General features: G+C 63.4%; 17 protein-coding genes. 16 read left to right on the top strand and 1 reads right to left on the bottom strand.

What is annotated here, in order from left to right:
* The first annotated feature begins 234 nt into the window (after positions 1-234).
* From phnG to ABGM93_RS11310, 14 genes are all read left to right on the top strand, one after another.
* Positions 235-684: a phosphonate C-P lyase system protein PhnG gene (gene phnG / locus ABGM93_RS11375; RefSeq protein WP_321499516.1), complete on the top strand. Its 450-nt coding sequence runs from the start codon at positions 235-237 to the stop codon at positions 682-684.
* A complete protein-coding gene (phnH, locus tag ABGM93_RS11370; RefSeq protein WP_321499514.1) occupies positions 681-1298 on the top strand; it encodes a phosphonate C-P lyase system protein PhnH in 618 nt (205 codons plus the stop codon). Before phnG ends, phnH begins: the two co-directional genes overlap by 4 nt.
* A gap of 5 nt (positions 1299-1303) precedes the next feature.
* On the top strand, positions 1304-2425 hold the full coding sequence (locus tag ABGM93_RS11365; protein ID WP_321499512.1) for a carbon-phosphorus lyase complex subunit PhnI: 1122 nt from the start codon (positions 1304-1306) through the stop codon (positions 2423-2425).
* On the top strand, positions 2422-3330 hold the full coding sequence (locus ABGM93_RS11360; RefSeq protein ID WP_321499510.1) for an alpha-D-ribose 1-methylphosphonate 5-phosphate C-P-lyase PhnJ: 909 nt from the start codon (positions 2422-2424) through the stop codon (positions 3328-3330). Before ABGM93_RS11365 ends, ABGM93_RS11360 begins: the two co-directional genes overlap by 4 nt.
* A 35-nt stretch (positions 3331-3365) precedes the next feature.
* The gene (phnK, locus tag ABGM93_RS11355) at positions 3366-4142 is read left to right on the top strand and encodes a phosphonate C-P lyase system protein PhnK (protein WP_321505846.1); all 777 of its coding nucleotides are present in this window, start codon (positions 3366-3368) and stop codon (positions 4140-4142) included.
* A gap of 2 nt (positions 4143-4144) precedes the next feature.
* Entirely contained in the window at positions 4145-4855 is a 711-nt protein-coding gene (gene phnL, locus ABGM93_RS11350; RefSeq protein WP_321499508.1) for a phosphonate C-P lyase system protein PhnL, read from the top strand.
* On the top strand, positions 4852-5475 hold the full coding sequence (locus ABGM93_RS11345) for a DapH/DapD/GlmU-related protein (protein ID WP_321499506.1): 624 nt from the start codon (positions 4852-4854) through the stop codon (positions 5473-5475). Before phnL ends, ABGM93_RS11345 begins: the two co-directional genes overlap by 4 nt.
* A 197-nt stretch (positions 5476-5672) precedes the next feature.
* Positions 5673-6542 carry a phosphonate ABC transporter ATP-binding protein gene (gene phnC / locus ABGM93_RS11340; RefSeq protein ID WP_321499504.1) on the top strand — a complete coding sequence of 290 codons (870 nt, stop codon included), beginning with the start codon at positions 5673-5675 and terminating at the stop codon, positions 6540-6542.
* Positions 6543-6650: 108 nt separating this feature from the next.
* Positions 6651-7649: a phosphonate ABC transporter substrate-binding protein gene (gene phnD / locus ABGM93_RS11335; RefSeq protein WP_321499502.1), complete on the top strand. Its 999-nt coding sequence runs from the start codon at positions 6651-6653 to the stop codon at positions 7647-7649.
* 290 nt (positions 7650-7939) lie between these two features.
* Positions 7940-8770 (top strand): phosphonate ABC transporter, permease protein PhnE, encoded by an 831-nt coding sequence (phnE, locus tag ABGM93_RS11330; RefSeq protein WP_321499500.1) that lies wholly within the window; start codon positions 7940-7942, stop codon positions 8768-8770.
* Positions 8771-8953: 183 nt separating this feature from the next.
* On the top strand, positions 8954-9643 hold the full coding sequence (locus ABGM93_RS11325; protein WP_321499498.1) for a DUF1045 domain-containing protein: 690 nt from the start codon (positions 8954-8956) through the stop codon (positions 9641-9643).
* A gap of 57 nt (positions 9644-9700) precedes the next feature.
* Positions 9701-10849, top strand: a complete 1149-nt coding sequence (locus ABGM93_RS11320; RefSeq protein WP_321499497.1) for an alpha-D-ribose 1-methylphosphonate 5-triphosphate diphosphatase — start codon at positions 9701-9703, stop codon at positions 10847-10849.
* Positions 10849-11457, top strand: coding sequence for a phosphonate metabolism protein/1,5-bisphosphokinase (PRPP-forming) PhnN (gene phnN / locus ABGM93_RS11315; RefSeq protein WP_321499495.1), 609 nt, complete (start codon positions 10849-10851; stop codon positions 11455-11457). Before ABGM93_RS11320 ends, phnN begins: the two co-directional genes overlap by 1 nt.
* Before the next feature lie 43 nt (positions 11458-11500).
* Complete coding sequence (locus ABGM93_RS11310) at positions 11501-12073, top strand: tetratricopeptide repeat protein (protein WP_321499493.1); 573 nt, start codon at positions 11501-11503, stop codon at positions 12071-12073.
* A 29-nt stretch (positions 12074-12102) separates the two neighbouring features.
* Here ABGM93_RS11310 and ABGM93_RS11305 read toward each other — a convergent pair whose 3' ends face one another.
* Positions 12103-12636 (bottom strand): flavin reductase family protein, encoded by a 534-nt coding sequence (locus ABGM93_RS11305; RefSeq protein WP_319772710.1) that lies wholly within the window; start codon positions 12634-12636, stop codon positions 12103-12105.
* A gap of 547 nt (positions 12637-13183) precedes the next feature.
* Here ABGM93_RS11305 and ABGM93_RS11300 point away from each other — a divergent pair.
* Both ABGM93_RS11300 and ABGM93_RS11295 read left to right on the top strand, forming a co-directional pair.
* Complete coding sequence (locus ABGM93_RS11300) at positions 13184-14779, top strand: MBL fold metallo-hydrolase (RefSeq protein WP_321499491.1); 1596 nt, start codon at positions 13184-13186, stop codon at positions 14777-14779.
* Positions 14780-14987: 208 nt separating this feature from the next.
* Complete coding sequence (locus ABGM93_RS11295; protein WP_321499490.1) at positions 14988-15860, top strand: alpha/beta hydrolase-fold protein; 873 nt, start codon at positions 14988-14990, stop codon at positions 15858-15860.
* Positions 15861-15867: the final 7 nt, after the last annotated feature.

Below are 15867 nucleotides of genomic sequence, written 5' to 3'. Positions count from 1 at the left end.
GACAAATAAGGGGAAGGACGGAGCCTGCGTCTGAAGCTGTTTGAAGGCTGAGGGGGCAGGGCGCGGATCCCTGGTCGGCGGGACACGAGGCCAAGGTTTCAGGTGTTGGCTGCCAGCCGGGTTTTCCCGTGGTGTCGCTCGGGTGACGTCCGAGGCGGAGGCCGGATTTGCGAATCGAGACAGGTCAGAGCGAGGCCCATCTGCGGCCTCAAGGCGGGAATGATGGAAGGTCTCATGATGATGGAACACGAGGTGGAGCGGCGGGACGTGATGGGTGTGATTGCCCGCGCCAGCCGCGATGAAATGCGTGGTGCGCTGGATGCCTGGCCGGAAAAGCCTGAGGCGGAAATCCTGCGCGGCCCGGAAGCGGGCATGATCATGCTGCGCGGGCGCACCGGCGGCGGCGGCGCGCCGTTCAATCTCGGCGAGGCGACCGTGGCGCGCGCCACGGTGCGGCTCTCCTCCGGCGAGGTTGGCTTTTCCTGCGTGATGGGCCGCGATCTGGAAAGGGCGCGTCTCGCCGCGATCTTCGATGCCCTGTGGCAGCGCGAGGCCGAGGCTGTCGATGCCCGGCTGCTACGCGGTGTGCGCGCGCGCCTTTCCGCCGAGACCCGGAAGACGGCGGAAGAAACGGCGGCCACCCGGGTCAACTTCTTCACCATGGTTCGCGGAGAGGACGAATGACCCTCACCTCCAATGCCGACAGCTTTTCCGGCGGCTTCAAGCAGCCTGTCTTTGATGCCCAGAGCGTGTTCCGCGTCATTCTTGATGCGCTTTCGCGTCCGGGCCAACCCAAGGCGCTTGCCTTGCGCACGCGTCCGCCAAAGCCTTTGTCGCCGCTTCTGGCCGATATCCTGTGCGCGCTCGCCGATCAGGACAGTGCCGTCTTTTTCGATCCCGCGCTTTCCAGGGCCAGGGGCGTTGCAGACTGGGTGCGCTTCCAGACGGGCGCGCCCTGCGTGACGAACCCGGTGGAGGCCGATTTCGTGGTTGCATCTGCGCCAGACGTCCTGCCGCCGCTGTCGCAGTTTTCCATCGGCACGGCTGACTATCCCGACCGCTCCGCCACGGTGCTGATCGCGGTGGAGAGCCTTGAGGGCGGCGATGAGGTGACGCTTTCCGGCCCCGGTATCAAGGGCAGCGTGACTTTCGCACCCAAAGGCATCGCGAAGGGCTTGTGGCAGCAGCTTGTCGCCAACCATGCGCATTACCCGCGCGGGCTGGACGTGATTTTCGTTGGCCCTGACGCCATTGCCGGACTGCCACGTTCCACCATCATTGAGACCGCGGAGGGCTGAGACCCATGTATGTTGCCGTCAAGGGTGGCGAGCGCGCCATCCGCAATGCGCACCGCTTGCTTGCCGACAAGCGCCGCGGCCCGCGCACCCTGCCCGACATCACGCTGGAACAGATCGCGACCCAGCTTGCACTTTCCGTTGATCGCATCATGTCGGAAGGCTCGCTCTATGACCGCGATCTGGCAGCTCTTGCCATGAAACAGGCGCGCGGGGATTTGATCGAGGCGATCTTCCTCGTGCGCGCCTATCGCACCACCGCGCCGCGGTTCGGTTTCTCCGAGCCGCTTGATACCGCGAAGATGACCGTGGAACGGCGCATCTCCGCCACCTTCAAGGATCTGCCCGGCGGCCAGCTTCTGGGCCCCACCTTCGACTACACCCACCGCCTGCTCGACCCGACGCTAGAAGGCGCGGATTGCGAAGAAGGCGAACGCGCCGAGGTGACGGATGAAGACCAACCCATGCCGCGCGTCACCGATCTTCTGGCCCATGAGGACCTGATCGAGGGCGATGGACAGGCCGAAGAGGGGGCACCAGTTGGCGATCTCACCCGCGAGCCGCTGTCCTTCCCCGCAGAGCGTGATCTGCGGCTCCAGGCGCTGGCGCGTGGCGATGAGGGCTTCCTGCTGGGGCTCGGCTATTCCACCCAGCGCGGCTATTCGCGCACACACCCCTTTGTGGGCGAGATCCGCATTGGCACGGTGGAAGTGGAAATGGAGATCCCGGAACTGGGCTTTTCCGTCTCCATCGGCGAGGTGCAGGTGACCGAATGCCAGATGATCACCCAGTTCAACGGCTCCGCCAAGGCCCCGCCGCAGTTCACGCGCGGCTACGGGCTTGTCTTCGGACAGGCGGAACGCAAGGCCATGGCCATGTCGCTGGTGGACCGCGCGCTCAGAGCCCGCGACTTCGGCGAGGATGTGGTCGCGCCCGCACAGGATGAGGAATTCGTCCTCTCCCACGCCGACAACGTGCAGTCCACGGGCTTCGTGGAACACCTGAAACTGCCCCATTACGTCGACTTCCAGGCCGAGCTCGATCTCGTGCGTCGTATGCGCGGCGAATATGAAGCCCGCATGGCGGCTGACGCCAGCGGCTCAGATCAGAACAGGGAGGCTGCGGAATGACCGTGAGCGCCGCAATCGACACGCAAGGGTCAGCGTCAGCGGAGCCCGCCGTCTACAATTTCGCCTATCTCGACGAACAGACGAAGCGGATGATCCGCCGGGCGCTTTTGAAGGCGGTAGCCATTCCCGGCTATCAGGTGCCTTTCGCGGGCCGCGAGATGCCCATGCCCTATGGCTGGGGCACCGGTGGCGTGCAGGTGACCGCCGCCGTGCTGGGCCCTGAGGACACGCTCAAGGTCATCGATCAGGGCGCGGACGACACCACCAACGCGGTGGCCATTCGCGGCTTTTTCGAAAAGACCGCCCGTGTCGCCACGACCACGGTGACGGAGGAGGCGACCGTCATTCAGACCCGCCACCGCATTCCTGAAGCGCCGCTCACCGAAAACCAGATCCTCGTCTATCAGGTGCCGATCCCGGAGCCGTTGCGCTATCTGGAACCGCGTGAGCTCGAGACCCGCAAGATGCACGGGCTTGCCGAATATGGCCTCATGCACGTGAAGCTCTACGAGGACATCGCCCGCCACGGCCACATCGCCACGACCTACGCCTATCCGGTCAACGTCAACGGGCGCTATGTGATGGATCCCTCGCCGATCCCCAAGTTCGACAATCCGAAGATGGACGATTGCGAGGCGCTCCAGCTGTTCGGAGCCGGCCGCGAAAAGCGCATCTACGCCGTCCCGCCGCACACCTCGGTCGTCAGCCTCGACTTCGAGGACCATCCCTTCAAGCCGCAGGAGTTTTCCGAGCCCTGCGCGCTGTGCGGGTCCACGGGCGTCTATCTCGACGAGGTCATCCTCGATGACAAGGGCGGGCGGATGTTCGTGTGCTCCGATACCGACCATTGCGAACGGCACCGGCCCGAGGATGCGGATATCGCCCTCGCCGGATGGGGAGAGTGACAATGAGCGATCACACTGAAATGCCGCCCGTCGCCATCGAGGATCTGCCGCTGCTGCGCGCATCCGGTCTCAGTCGGTTCTATGGCGACCGCGTCGGTTGTCGCGATATCGACCTGACGGTCTGGCCGGGCGAGGTTCTGGCGATTGTGGGCGAATCCGGTTCCGGCAAGACAACGCTCCTGAACTGCCTTGCCGCGCGGCTCGTCCCCACCGCTGGGTGTGTCGAATACCGCATGCGCGATGGCACGGTGCGCGATCTGTTCCGCATGTCGGAGGCTGAACGCCGGGTGCTGATGCGCACCGATTGGGGCTTTGTCCACCAGAACCCCATCGACGGGCTTCGCATGGCGGTCTCCGCCGGTGCCAATGTCGGCGAACGGCTGATGGCGGTCGGCGCGCGTCACTACGGCAATATCCGCGGCGAGGCGCTGCGCTGGCTCGACAAGGTGGAAATTGCCGCCGACCGGATCGACGACGACCCGCGCGCCTTTTCCGGCGGCATGCGTCAGCGGTTGCAGATCGCCCGCAATCTCGTCACCGGCCCGCGTCTCGTCTTCATGGACGAGCCGACCGGCGGGCTTGATGTGTCGGTACAGGCGCGGCTTCTCGATCTCATCCGCCAGCTTGTCGCGGATCTGGGGCTGTCGGTCATTCTGGTGACGCACGATCTCGCGGCCGCCCGGCTTCTGTCCCATCGCATGATGGTGATGAAGCAGGGCCAGATCATCGAGCAGGGGCTGACCGATCGCATCCTGGACGATCCGCGCGAACCCTATACCCAGCTTCTCGTCTCCTCCATCCTGCAGGTGTAGCCATGCCCTCCCGTCTCATTCTCACCGATGTGGCAAAGAACTTCGTCATGCACCTGCGCGGCGGGATCGCCATTCCCGTCGTCGGCGGGGTCTCCTTCTCTCTCGACGCGGGCGAATGCGTGGTGCTGGGCGGCCCGTCCGGCATTGGCAAAAGCTCGATCCTGAAGATGATCTACGGCAACTATGGCGTGGAGCAGGGCCAGATCATCTGTGCGCCCGGCTCCGGCAAGCTCGTTGACATCGCTTCCGCCGATGCGCGCACCATCCACGCGCTTCGAAAGCGAACCATCGGCTATGTCAGCCAGTTCCTGCGCGTCGTGCCGCGTGTGAGCGCGCTCGACGTGGTGGCCGAACCGATGGCAGCGCAAGGGGCGGATCCGGAGGCAGCACGCACAAAGGCCGCCGATCTTCTGGCGCGGCTGAACCTGCCGGAAGCCTTGTGGAACCTGCCACCCGCCACCTTTTCCGGCGGCGAACAGCAGCGCGTAAACATCGCGCGCGGCTTCATCACCGATCACGAGATCCTGCTTCTTGATGAACCGACCGCCTCGCTCGATGCGACCAACCGGGCGGTGGTGATCGATCTGATCGAGGAAAAGAAACGCCAGGGCGTCGCCATGCTCGGCATTTTCCACGACCGCGACGTGCGCGAGGTCGTGGCCGACCGGGTCATCGATGTGACCGCTTTTTCCCGTAGAAGGGCTGCAGCATGACCCGGCTGTCTGAAACGCCCCTTGTTCATGATGGGGCCGAGATCGTGAACTCCACGCTCGGCCGCTACACGGAAGTGAGCCGGCGCTGCCAGATCGCCGAGAGCACGGTGGGCGACTATTCCTACCTGATGCAGGACTGCGAGGTCTGGGCGACCGACATCGGCAAGTTCGCGAATATCGCAAGCCATGTCCGCCTCAACGCCACCAACCACCCGATGGAGCGCGCGACGCTCCATCACTTCACCTATCGCGCGGGCGACTATTTCGAGGACGCGGAACACGAGGCCGACTTCTTCGCCGCGCGGCGAGCCGCCCGTGTCACCGTCGGGAATGACACCTGGATCGGCCACAAGGTGACGGTCCTTCCCGGCCTCACCATCGGCAATGGTGCGGTGGTGGCGGCGGGCGCGGTGGTCACACGCGATGTCGCGCCCTACACCGTGGTGGGCGGCGTGACCGCGAAGGTCATCCGGCGCCGTTTCAGCGAAGAAATCGCGGAGCGACTGGAGGCTCTGGCATGGTGGGACTGGTCGCACGAGGCACTGCGTGCGGCGCTTGAGGACTTCCGAAATCTGTCGATTGACGCCTTCCTGGAACGTCATGAGGGGCGTGCAATGTGATCAGCTAAGCAACCCTTGCGGGGCCGCACGTTTGCACACCCGGTGCAGGGCAGTAAGTGAGTGAATTAAAATACTGAAAATAAAAAGAAAACTTAGGCGGCGCAGAAAGAACGCGCTGTCACCCAAATGTCACGAAAGCGAGACACGAGTGCAATAGAGACGCGGTAATCACACTGGGCAAAACACGGGATGCTCACATGGTTGCCGTAAAGATTGATGGCCTGAAGAAAACCTTCGGCCGTACCCGCGCCCTTCGCGGCGTCAGCGTTGAAATACCCGCGGGAGAGATGGTTGCGCTGATCGGGGCGTCCGGCTCTGGCAAGTCCACGCTCATCCGTCATATTGCGGGGCTGGAGCGTGGCGACGAGGGGCGGATCACGATCCACGATCGCGAGATCCAGTCCAACGGGCGGCTCGCCAATGATGCGCGCGATCTGCGCCGCTCCATTGGCGTGGTGTTCCAGCAGTTCAATCTGGTGGGGCGGCTTTCCGTTCTCACCAACGTGCTGATCGGCTTTCTCGGCCAGATCGGTCGGGTTCGCGGCACTCTGGGCTTCTTCACGGCTGAAGAAAAGCAGATCGCGATGCAGGCGCTTCACCGGGTCGGCATTTCAGATCATGCCCGCCAGCGTGCTTCAACGCTTTCGGGCGGCCAGAAGCAGCGCGCGGCCATCGCGCGCGCTCTGGTTCAGGGGGCGAAGCTGATGCTGGCTGACGAACCCATCGCCTCGCTCGATCCGGCATCTGCGCGCCGCGTGATGGAAATCCTCGGCGGCATCAACAAGGAGGACGGCATGACGGTCATCGTGTCGCTCCACCAGGTCGAATATGCGCGTCGCTACTGCCCGCGCACCATCGCCATGAAGGACGGTGAGGTTGTCTATGACGGCCCTTCCACGGCGCTGAATACCGAATTTCTGAAGGAACTCTACGGCGAAGCCTCAGAGGAACTGATCCTGCCCGATGCGCCCGTCAGCGCCCCGGCCAGCGCGCCTTTCAATGTGCCAGTTCGCGAGCGCCCTGTCGTGGTCAACGGTTCCGGCGCGGCTGCGCTGGCAACCGCCTGATCCCCAGCGGGCAGGCAAGAAACGCCATGGCCCGGCACAGCCGGCCAGGCAGCGAGTTTTGAAGATCCACGCCAATCGACTGCCAAAACCGTCCAGATGGAGGACAGCATGAACATGTTTGTGAAGGGTGCCGCCGCGGCCGCACTCGCCCTTTCCCTCGGCACCGCCGCCTATGCGGAGACGACCGAAATCAACTTCGGCATCATCTCCACCGAATCCCAGCAGAACCTGAAGCCGCAGTGGGAACCCTTCCTGTCCGCGATGGAGCAGCAGACGGGTCTGAAGGTCAACGCCTTCTTCGCCACCGACTATGCGGGTGTCATCGAGGGCATGCGCTTCAACAAGGTGCAGGTTGCCTGGTTTGGCAACAAGTCCGCCATGGAAGCCGTCGACCGCTCCGGCGGCGAGGTGTTTGCCCAGACCGTCGATGTTGAAGGCAATCCGGGCTACTGGTCTTTGCTGCTGGCACACAAGGACAGCCCGATCAACTCGCTCGGCGATGTTCTGAAGTGCGGCCAGGATCTGGATTTCGGCATCGGCGATCCGAACTCCACCTCCGGCTTCCTGGTCCCGACCACCTTCATCTTTGCCAAGAACGGCATCGACCCGAAGAAGTGCTTCAAGACCGTGCGCAACGCCAACCACGAGACCAATGCTCTCGCGGTCGCCAACGGCCAGGTGGATGTCGCTGCCAACAACACCGAGAACCTTGCCCGCATCGAGAAGACCAATCCGAAGGCCTTCGCGAACATCAAGGTGATCTGGAAGTCGCCGCTGATCCCGTCCGACCCGATCGTCTGGAAGTCCGAGCTTGATCAGGCCACCAAGGACAAGATCTACACCTTCTTCATGAGCTATGGCCGTCTCGGCACGCCGGAAGAGGTCGCCGAGGCCCGCAAGGTTCTGGCCGGTCTGGCCTGGGCTCCGTTCCGCCCGTCTTCCGATGCGCAGCTCTACCCGATCCGCGTGATGGCGGTGACCAAGGACATGTTCAAGGTCGAGGCCGACGACAAGTTCACGGCCGAGGAAAAGGCCGCCAAGCTCAAGGAGCTGGAAGCGGAAAAGGTCAAGTACCAGAAGCTGATGGACGTCGTCCCGCAGGTCTGATCCTGCAGGATGATCCCACTTTCTCCGGTCGGCGGCGCATGAGTGCGCCGCCGGTTTGGGGGCAGATATCGCGGTTGTGGCCCATCCTTCGAGACGGCCGCTCCGCGTCCTCCTCAGGATGACGTTGAGTGTGTGGAGCGGTTCTTTCGAGGTCGCCTGAAATTCAACGTCATCCTGAGGAGGGCCGAAGGCCCGTCTCGAAGGATGGGCCTCGCGCTCGAAGCAACACTTCAGAGCCCGAGCCCGACCGAAACACCTAGTCGATCAGACATCAATCTCCGGAACACCCCATGACGACCCCGAACGCTGCTGCCCCGAACCCTGCCGTCATGTCCGGCCCTGTCGCATTGCCGGCAAAGGACCTGTCGCGCTCGCTCTTCGGTTATCTGATGTGGGGCGCGCTGGCGCTTGCGCTCGCATGGAGCTGGGCTCCGGCGGAGATGGGCCGCATCGTCCTGCTCTTCGCCGATTCCAGCAATATGGCGGAATACGCTTCCGGCTTCCTGAGCCCCAACTTCCATGAATGGCGCTACTATCTGGAAGAAATGGTTCTGACGGTTCAGATCGCACTCTGGGGCACGGTGCTTTCGATCGTTTTCGGCATTCCCTTTGCGCTGTTGTCATCCTCCAACGTCGCCCCGATCTGGATCGTCCAGCCGGTGCGCCGTCTGATGGACGCCTGCCGCGCCATCAACGAACTGGTCTTCGCCGTTCTCTTCGTGGTGGCCGTGGGCCTGGGGCCGTTTGCAGGCGTGATGGCGCTCTTCGTCCATAATCTCGGCATCATCGCCAAGCTCTTCTCGGAATCGGTAGAAGCCATCGATCCCTATCCGGTGGAAGGCATTCGTGCGACGGGCGCATCGAAACTGCAGGAAATCGTCTTCGGCATCATCCCTCAGGTCGCCCCGTTGTGGATCTCCTTCGCGCTCTACCGTTTCGAGACGAACGTGCGCTCCGCGACCGTGCTGGGCATGGTGGGCGCAGGCGGTATCGGCCAGATCCTGTTCGAATCGATCCGTGGCTTCTACTATGCGGAAACCGCAGCGATCCTTCTGATCGTCGTCGTCACCGTCACTTTCGTCGATCTGCTTTCGCAACGGCTGCGCAAGATAACCATCTAGCCGACATTTGCCGGTCCGTTGGCGCAGCGTTGCCGTTTTGCCAAGGTCGGAGCCCGTATTGTTGAAGTGCGGGCCCCGCAACACAAAACGATGACGGACAGCCCCGCACTGCGCTGAAGTCAGGGGGCGCGGGCTGGCGTGACGATGCTCCATCGATGAACCTGTCTGAAAGCCATTTTGCCCATGCGAACCGCGATTTACTTCACTCCTGCTCCTGACCATCCGCTGACGCTTGCTGCTGCCCGCTGGCTTGGCCGCAACGTCCATGGCGAGGATGTCGCCGGGAAACCGGATCTTGAGGGGATTTCGCCGGAAGACTGGCGGGAGCTGACCGCAGCCCCGCGCCGCTACGGCTTTCACGCCACGCTGAAGGCGCCGTTCTCGCTGGATGCGGCGCGCTCCGTGGCCGGGCTCGACAATGCGATCCAAGCCTGGGCAACGGAAACCGCGCCTTTCGAATTGCCAGCTCTTGCGCTGCGCCGCATCGGGTCTTTCTTCGCGCTCGTACCGGGCGAGCCGAGCGAGACCCTGCAACACTTTGCAGGTGATGTGGTGAAGGCTTTCGAGCCGTTCCGTGCGCCGCTGGACGAAGCTGAATTTGCGCGCAGGACCAAGGCCGATCTCACGCAAAGTCAGGTGGAAAACGTCCGTAAATGGGGCTACCCTTACGTCTTCGACGAGTTTCGTTTCCACATGACCCTCACAGGCCCGGTGCCGCAGGAGAAGCAGGCGCTCCTCCAGGAGGTGCTCGGTCGCCAATTCGCCGAATTCATCGGCAAACCTTTGACCATCGATGCACTGGCTCTGTGTGTGGAGTCTTCCGCGGGAGCCGACTTCACGGTCTTTTCCCGTCACACCCTTCGTGAGCCCTGAACGCTCGCAATAGACCGACTGCTGCAACGGCGTCCGACTGTCCCTTAAGAGGCCCCGATGACTGAAACGATCTTCCGCAATGCCCGCCTCGTGCTGGCCGACACCGTGATTCATGGCGACCTTCTGGCCCGAGACGGCAAGATCGCCGCCATCGACAGCGCGGGCGCGACGAGCGGTGCGGGCAGGGCAGAGGACATGGGCGGCGACTGGTTGGTGCCGGGGCTCGTGGAGCTTCACACCGACCATCTGGAGAGCCACTACATGCCGCGCCCCAAGGTGCGCTGGAACCCGATGGCGGCCGTTCAGGCGCATGATGCGCAGGTCGCCTCTTCCGGCATCACCACCGTGCTGGATGCCTTGCGTGTCGGCATGGATGAAGACGCGCGCGTGACCTCTGCCGACATGCGGCTTCTGGCCGATGCCATCGAGCATGCGCAGAAGGCGGGCCGGTTGCGTGCCGATCACTTCCTGCACCTGCGCTGCGAGGTTTCCTCGCCGGACGTGATGGAGGGCTTCTCGCTTTTCGAAGACGATGACCGCGTGAAGATCGCCTCGCTGATGGATCACACGCCCGGCCAGCGCCAGTTCGTCAGCCTGGAGGCCTACAAGATCTATTATCAGGGCAAGACGGGCATGTCGGATGAGGAGTTCGAAAAGTTCTCAGCCATGCGCCAGTCGCTGGCGGGCAAGTATTCCGGGACCCACCGCGCACAGATTTCCAACACCTGCAACGCACGCGGCATCGTGCTTGCCTCCCATGACGATGCGACCACCGAACATGTCGCAGAGGCGGAAGAACAGGGCATCAAGGTGGCTGAATTCCCCACCACGGTGGAAGCGGCGCGCGCCTCGCACAAGGCGGGGCTGAAGGTTCTGATGGGCGCACCCAACGTGGTGCGCGGCGGCTCGCATTCCGGCAACGTCTCGGCGCGAACCCTCGCCGAAGAGGGCCTCCTGGACGTGCTTTCCTCCGACTACATTCCCTTCTCGCTCATCCAGGGCGCCTTCATGCTGGCGGAAACGGTCGACGGCGTGTCGCTCAATCAGGCGATCAACATGGTCTCCAAGACGCCCGCAGAGGCTGTCGGTCTTGAGGACCGCGGCGAGATTGCGATCGGCCGCCGTGCCGATCTGGTGCGTGTCTCAACGGAAGACGATGTGCCGGTCGTACGCTCTGTGTGGCGCGAGGGCATGCGGGTTTCGTGATGGGAGAGAGTGTCGAGGCTGAGCGCGAAGTGGATACGTCGGAGGCTCCATTGTCCGGCTGTTTCGTTGCCGTGGTGGGACCGAGCGGTGTCGGCAAGGACAGCCTGCTGGCCTATGCCCGCGAACATCTCTCCCGCGATGGGCGGTTCGTTTTCGTGCGCCGCATCGTGACCCGCATCGCGGATGCTGCCCTTGAGGATCACGACAGCCTGAGCCCGGAAGCATTTGACGAGGCGCGAAGCTCGGGCCGTTTCGCGCTCGCCTGGCGCGCGCATGATCTTGGTTATGCGCTACCCGGTGAAATCCGCCATGATCTTGCGAGTGGACGCACGGTGATCGCCAATATTTCGCGCGCCAGTATCGAGGCCGCCCGACGGGAATTCGCGTCGTGCCGTATTGTATCGGTCACCGCGCCGCGTGAGATCGTTGCCCGTCGTCTGGCTGCGCGGGGCCGGGAAACGGCCTCCGAGATCGAGGCACGGCTGAACCGCGACCAGCCCTGTCCGAGCGGTGCGGACGTAATTGAGATCGACAATTCGGGTGATCTGGCGGAAGCTGGAGCGCGGCTCGTTTCGGCGTTGGAGGAACTGACGGGAAAACGGGTCTGAGGCGATGCCGGAGTGACGCCTCGCAGCATGCGGAGGAGGCGAGGTGAGCGAGAATCCTGGTCAGCGTTTCATGTCGGCAACCGCCCGCAAGGACTGGCCGGAGGCGGAAGCGGCCTTGCGTGACCTGTTGCTCGCCGACCCGCGAAACGCCGCGCTTCACTGTAATCTCGCCCGCGTGCTGAACATGCAGGGCCGTCCCGCTGAGGCGTTTCGATCCGTGCGCGACTGTCTTACCCTTGACCCCGATCACCGTGCCGCGCGTTTCGAGAAGGCCTCCTGCCTGATGGCGCTGGGCCGTCTGGATGATGCGGAAGCCGCCTTCACCGCCTATCTGCGGTCCTATCCCGATGATACGGATGCCCATGCGGGCCGTGCCCGGCTGCGGCTCAGGCTCGGCGATCCGCAGCGTGCTCTTGAGGATTGTGAACGTGCGCTGAAAGGTGCGCCGGAACTGAAGCTGCCACAAGGATCTGCGGCCTTGGTGGGGAGTGGCGCGGGCAAGACGATCCCGCTGCCCCTTTCAGGCAGGCGAGATGTCATGCGCGCGGCGATCGTCACGCTGTTTCCCAAGGCCGACACGGTCGGCACCCCTTTGGAAAACGGCGCGCCGGGCTGACCAGATATCAGCCGCAGCGCGGGGCGCGTTCACTTTCGGCGCAGAAATTCGTCGGAGAGCACATATTCGCCATCCGGTGTGCAGTGGAAGGTCGAGGATGCGTCCGGGGCGTCGGAGACATGGGCCTTGATGATCTCGAAGATGAAGTAGTTGTAGTGCTCCACCATGGCGTCGTCGTGAATGCGGCACTCGAAACACGCATGGCATTCGTCGATCAGCGGAGCGGAGACAAGATCGGCCTTCTTTTGCGTGAGGCCGAACCGGGCGAACTTGTCCACATTCGCGCCGGAACAGGTTCCGATCTCGGTGGCGAGCTCGAACATGTCCGGGCCCGGCAGATTGATCACGCATTCACGTGAGGCCAGCACCATCTGGTAACTGTGGGTCCGCGCCTCGATCTTGCAGCCGACAAGCGAGGGGGGGAACGCAAGGACGGAGTGCCAGCCGAGCGTGATGATGTTGGATTTCCCCTCGTGATGCGACGTCAGCAGCATTACGGGGCCGGGCTCAAGAAACTGGAGCGCCTTTTCGACCGGGTAGTCGTGCTTTTCGGGCCTGATCAACGGGAATTCCTTTCGAGCCTGTTCATACGCGGGCCGCACATGCTGCGCCTTTCAAAGAAGTCCTCTTTTTCCTCCCAGATCCAGTCCGTACCAGCCGGGACATGAGACAGCTTGGCTCTGGATCGTTGTCCGAACCGCGCGTCCCCGACAAGCCCCGATATGCTTCGGTTGGGCAGGCCGTTCTTTTTCACGCTCAGGTCATGCGGCCCGGGCTGGCATGACGAAGACACCGCAAGGGGCGCTGGCTGGGGGTGGGCGTTCGCAGCGGCGGTTCCCTGTCCGGATAAGGCAGAAGGGGCGAAGCCGGATGGGGTTTTCGGTCGGGGAGGGGGCTGTCTTGGCGGGACCATCTCTTTGCTCCGGGTCGCGAGCGGGCCGGGACTTTGAGCCGATACTATCCGCCGCGCCTTCCAAAGGGAATGCGACGTTGCGGCACCTCTGACGCTCCCTTCCTAAGGGAAGGGTTGTTCTTGCCTTTGCGCCTTCATGGCGGGAAAATGATCGCATAACAATCACTTGCCTCTGGCAACGAAAGGGAGGAAGGGCGATGCCGTTGACCATGCGTTTTTGCGGGGCGGCCGGAACCGTGACCGGTTCGTGTTACTGGTTGCGCACGCAAAAGTCCTCCTTCCTCATCGATTGCGGCATGTTTCAGGGCAACAAGACCCTTCAGGCCTTGAACTACGAGCCCTTCCCCTTCGACGCCGCGCGGATCGACTTCGTGCTCCAGACGCACGCTCATATCGATCATTCCGGCCTTTTGCCGAAGCTCTACAAGGAAGGCTTTCGCGGGCCGATCCGGGCCACGTCCGGCACTGCGGATCTGCTCTCCTACATGCTCCCCGACAGCGCCTTCATTCAGGAAATGGAAACCGAACAGCTCAATCGCCGCAATTCGCGGCGTGGCAAGCCGCAGGTGGAGCCCGCCTATACCCGTGAAGATGCGGCCGAGTGCCTGGAGCTGTTCCGCTGCGTGGAATATGAACGCTGGGTGGATGTCGCCCCTGGCATCCGTTTCCGCATGTGGAATGCGGGGCATATCCTCGGCTCCGCCTCCATTGAGCTGGAGGTGGCCGATGCGGGACGCGCCGCGCCGCTCAGGTTGCTCTTTTCCGGTGATATCGGCCCCGATCACAAGCTCTTCCATCCCGACCCGGAAGCGTCCAGCAATTTCGACTATGTGATCTGCGAATCCACCTATGGCGGACGTCCGCGCGAACGGCGCAATGCGGAACAGCGGCGTGAAATTCTCGCCCGCGAGGTACGTGACGCCCTTCAGGCGGGTGGCAACCTGTTGATCCCGAGTTTCGCTGTGGAGCGCACACAGGAGCTGCTGGCTGACCTGACGCTTCTTCAGGAATCCGGCGCCATCAATCATGCGCCGATCTTCCTCGACAGTCCGCTTGCCATCCGCGCCACGGAGGTGTTCGAACAGCACGCCCATGAGCTGGAAGAACTCAGCAAACAGCCGCACCTGATCGACAACCCCAACATTCGATTCACCGAGACGGTGGAGGAGAGCAAGGCAATCAACCGGATCCGGGGCGGGGCGATCATTCTGGCCGCCAGCGGCATGTGCGATGCGGGCCGCATCCGTCACCACCTGCTGCAACATCTCTGGCGGCCCGATTCAACCGTGCTTCTCGTCGGCTATCAGGCGCCGGGCACCATGGGGCGCATGCTGTCCGAGGGCAAGGCGCAGGTGACCATTCAGGGCAACCCCATTCGTGTGCGCGCCCGCATCCGCGAGATCGACGTCTATTCCGGCCATGCCGATCACGGCGAACTGGTGGAGTGGATCGACGAGCGCAAGCCTATTGGTTGCCTGTTGCTGACACATGGCGACCCGGAAGCGAGCAAGGCCCTGCGCGAGGCAGTGATCGCCAAAGGCATGGAAGCCGACAAGGTGCTGCTGCCCCAGATCGACGACTGCTACGATTTCGAGGCCGGGAAGCTGGTTCCTTCGGTGAACAGGAAGCCAGTGACGCGCCGCGTGGAGCCGGATGCGATCATCCGGCCCGACTGGCACAACGACGCGGCCCAACTATTGCTCGATATTCGCGCCCAGATCGACGCCGCCGCCGACGAACGCGCGAAGAAGGTCGTCATTCGCCATCTGCGCCGTGCGCTGGAAGAAATGTGAATCCGCGTCTGATCGATGGGGTGCCATTCAGCCCGGTATCGCCCTGTTTCTTCGGGTCCAAACGCGCTCACGCGAGTGTGTGCGCGCGTGTCGGTGACTGCAATTGACTTTCCTTTCCGCAGGCGCACTCTCGGCAAAACCGTGTGCTCAAAAGGGCTTTCCCCCGATGTCGGCTCGCTGTCTCTCCATAGCCGGTGGTCTCCGGTGCGTGCTGCGGGGATTTCTCGGCGGTGCGTGCTTTGCCGCGCTGATGTTCGGGTTGAGCCCTGCGGGCGCTGCCGAACCCGCTGCAAGGACGACGGAACCCTGCGGTGTGGAAGCGGCCTGCACCGTTCCCAGCGGTGAATATCGCGTCCGCCTGCCGGGGCGTGCGAAGCCCAGCGAGCGTATCGGCGCGATTCTTTATCTGCACGGCTATGGCGGCACGGCGGAAAACGCCATCCGCAACAAGGCCCTTGTCCGCATGGCTTCCGATCTCGGCGTGGCGTTGATTGCGCCGCAAGGCGCGGACAGGTCATGGTCTTTTCCCGGAAGCCCGCAGGAACGGCGTGACGACATCGCCTTTGTCGCTGCGGTTCTCGATGATGCCACCCGCCGCCTGCCCATCGATCCGGACAAGATCATGGCTTCGGGCTTTTCGGTTGGCGGATCGATGGTCTGGTATCTCGCCTGCAATCTGGGCGACCGCTTCGCGGGCTTTGCGCCCGTGGCCGGGGCGTTCTGGGAGCCGCTCCCGCACAGCTGCCCCGGTCCGGAGCCGAACCTCTTTCACGTCCACGGGACTTCCGACACCGTGGTGCCGATGGCGGGGCGCGCCATCGGAGATCGCGCCCGCCAAGGCGACGTGATGGAGGGCTGGAAGTTGTGGGAGACGAAAGGGGCCTGTGCGGGTGAAGTGCCGGAGAGCTTCTCGCTTGAAAGGCTCGGCCTTGAGTGCGAGCGCCGTGCGCGCTGCAACGGCAAGACACTGGAGCTTTGCCTCCATCCGGGCGGGCACGCCTTCAAGGCGGTATGGGTGGCGCGCGCCTGGCGCGAGCTCGCGGCTCTCAAGGGCTGGCGGGTGCCGGCAAGGATCGAATAGGGACAGG

It is taken from the genome of Breoghania sp., from assembly GCF_963674635.1.
Taxonomy (GTDB): Bacteria; Pseudomonadota; Alphaproteobacteria; order Rhizobiales; family Stappiaceae; genus Breoghania.
This window is presented reverse-complemented; position numbering and strand designations above follow the sequence as displayed.

What these genes read in the sequence shown, in the direction of transcription:
- phnG (WP_321499516.1), top strand. Translation starts at nt 235, where the DNA reads ATGATGATGGAACACGAGGTGGAGCGGCGGGACGTGATGGGTGTGATT.
- phnH (WP_321499514.1), top strand. Translation starts at nt 681, where the DNA reads ATGACCCTCACCTCCAATGCCGACAGCTTTTCCGGCGGCTTCAAGCAG.
- ABGM93_RS11365 (WP_321499512.1), top strand. Translation starts at nt 1,304, where the DNA reads ATGTATGTTGCCGTCAAGGGTGGCGAGCGCGCCATCCGCAATGCGCAC.
- ABGM93_RS11360 (WP_321499510.1), top strand. Translation starts at nt 2,422, where the DNA reads ATGACCGTGAGCGCCGCAATCGACACGCAAGGGTCAGCGTCAGCGGAG.
- phnL (WP_321499508.1), top strand. Translation starts at nt 4,145, where the DNA reads ATGCCCTCCCGTCTCATTCTCACCGATGTGGCAAAGAACTTCGTCATG.
- ABGM93_RS11345 (WP_321499506.1), top strand. Translation starts at nt 4,852, where the DNA reads ATGACCCGGCTGTCTGAAACGCCCCTTGTTCATGATGGGGCCGAGATC.
- phnC (WP_321499504.1), top strand. Translation starts at nt 5,673, where the DNA reads ATGGTTGCCGTAAAGATTGATGGCCTGAAGAAAACCTTCGGCCGTACC.
- phnD (WP_321499502.1), top strand. Translation starts at nt 6,651, where the DNA reads ATGAACATGTTTGTGAAGGGTGCCGCCGCGGCCGCACTCGCCCTTTCC.
- phnE (WP_321499500.1), top strand. Translation starts at nt 7,940, where the DNA reads ATGACGACCCCGAACGCTGCTGCCCCGAACCCTGCCGTCATGTCCGGC.
- ABGM93_RS11325 (WP_321499498.1), top strand. Translation starts at nt 8,954, where the DNA reads ATGCGAACCGCGATTTACTTCACTCCTGCTCCTGACCATCCGCTGACG.
- ABGM93_RS11320 (WP_321499497.1), top strand. Translation starts at nt 9,701, where the DNA reads ATGACTGAAACGATCTTCCGCAATGCCCGCCTCGTGCTGGCCGACACC.
- phnN (WP_321499495.1), top strand. Translation starts at nt 10,849, where the DNA reads ATGGGAGAGAGTGTCGAGGCTGAGCGCGAAGTGGATACGTCGGAGGCT.
- ABGM93_RS11300 (WP_321499491.1), top strand. Translation starts at nt 13,184, where the DNA reads ATGCCGTTGACCATGCGTTTTTGCGGGGCGGCCGGAACCGTGACCGGT.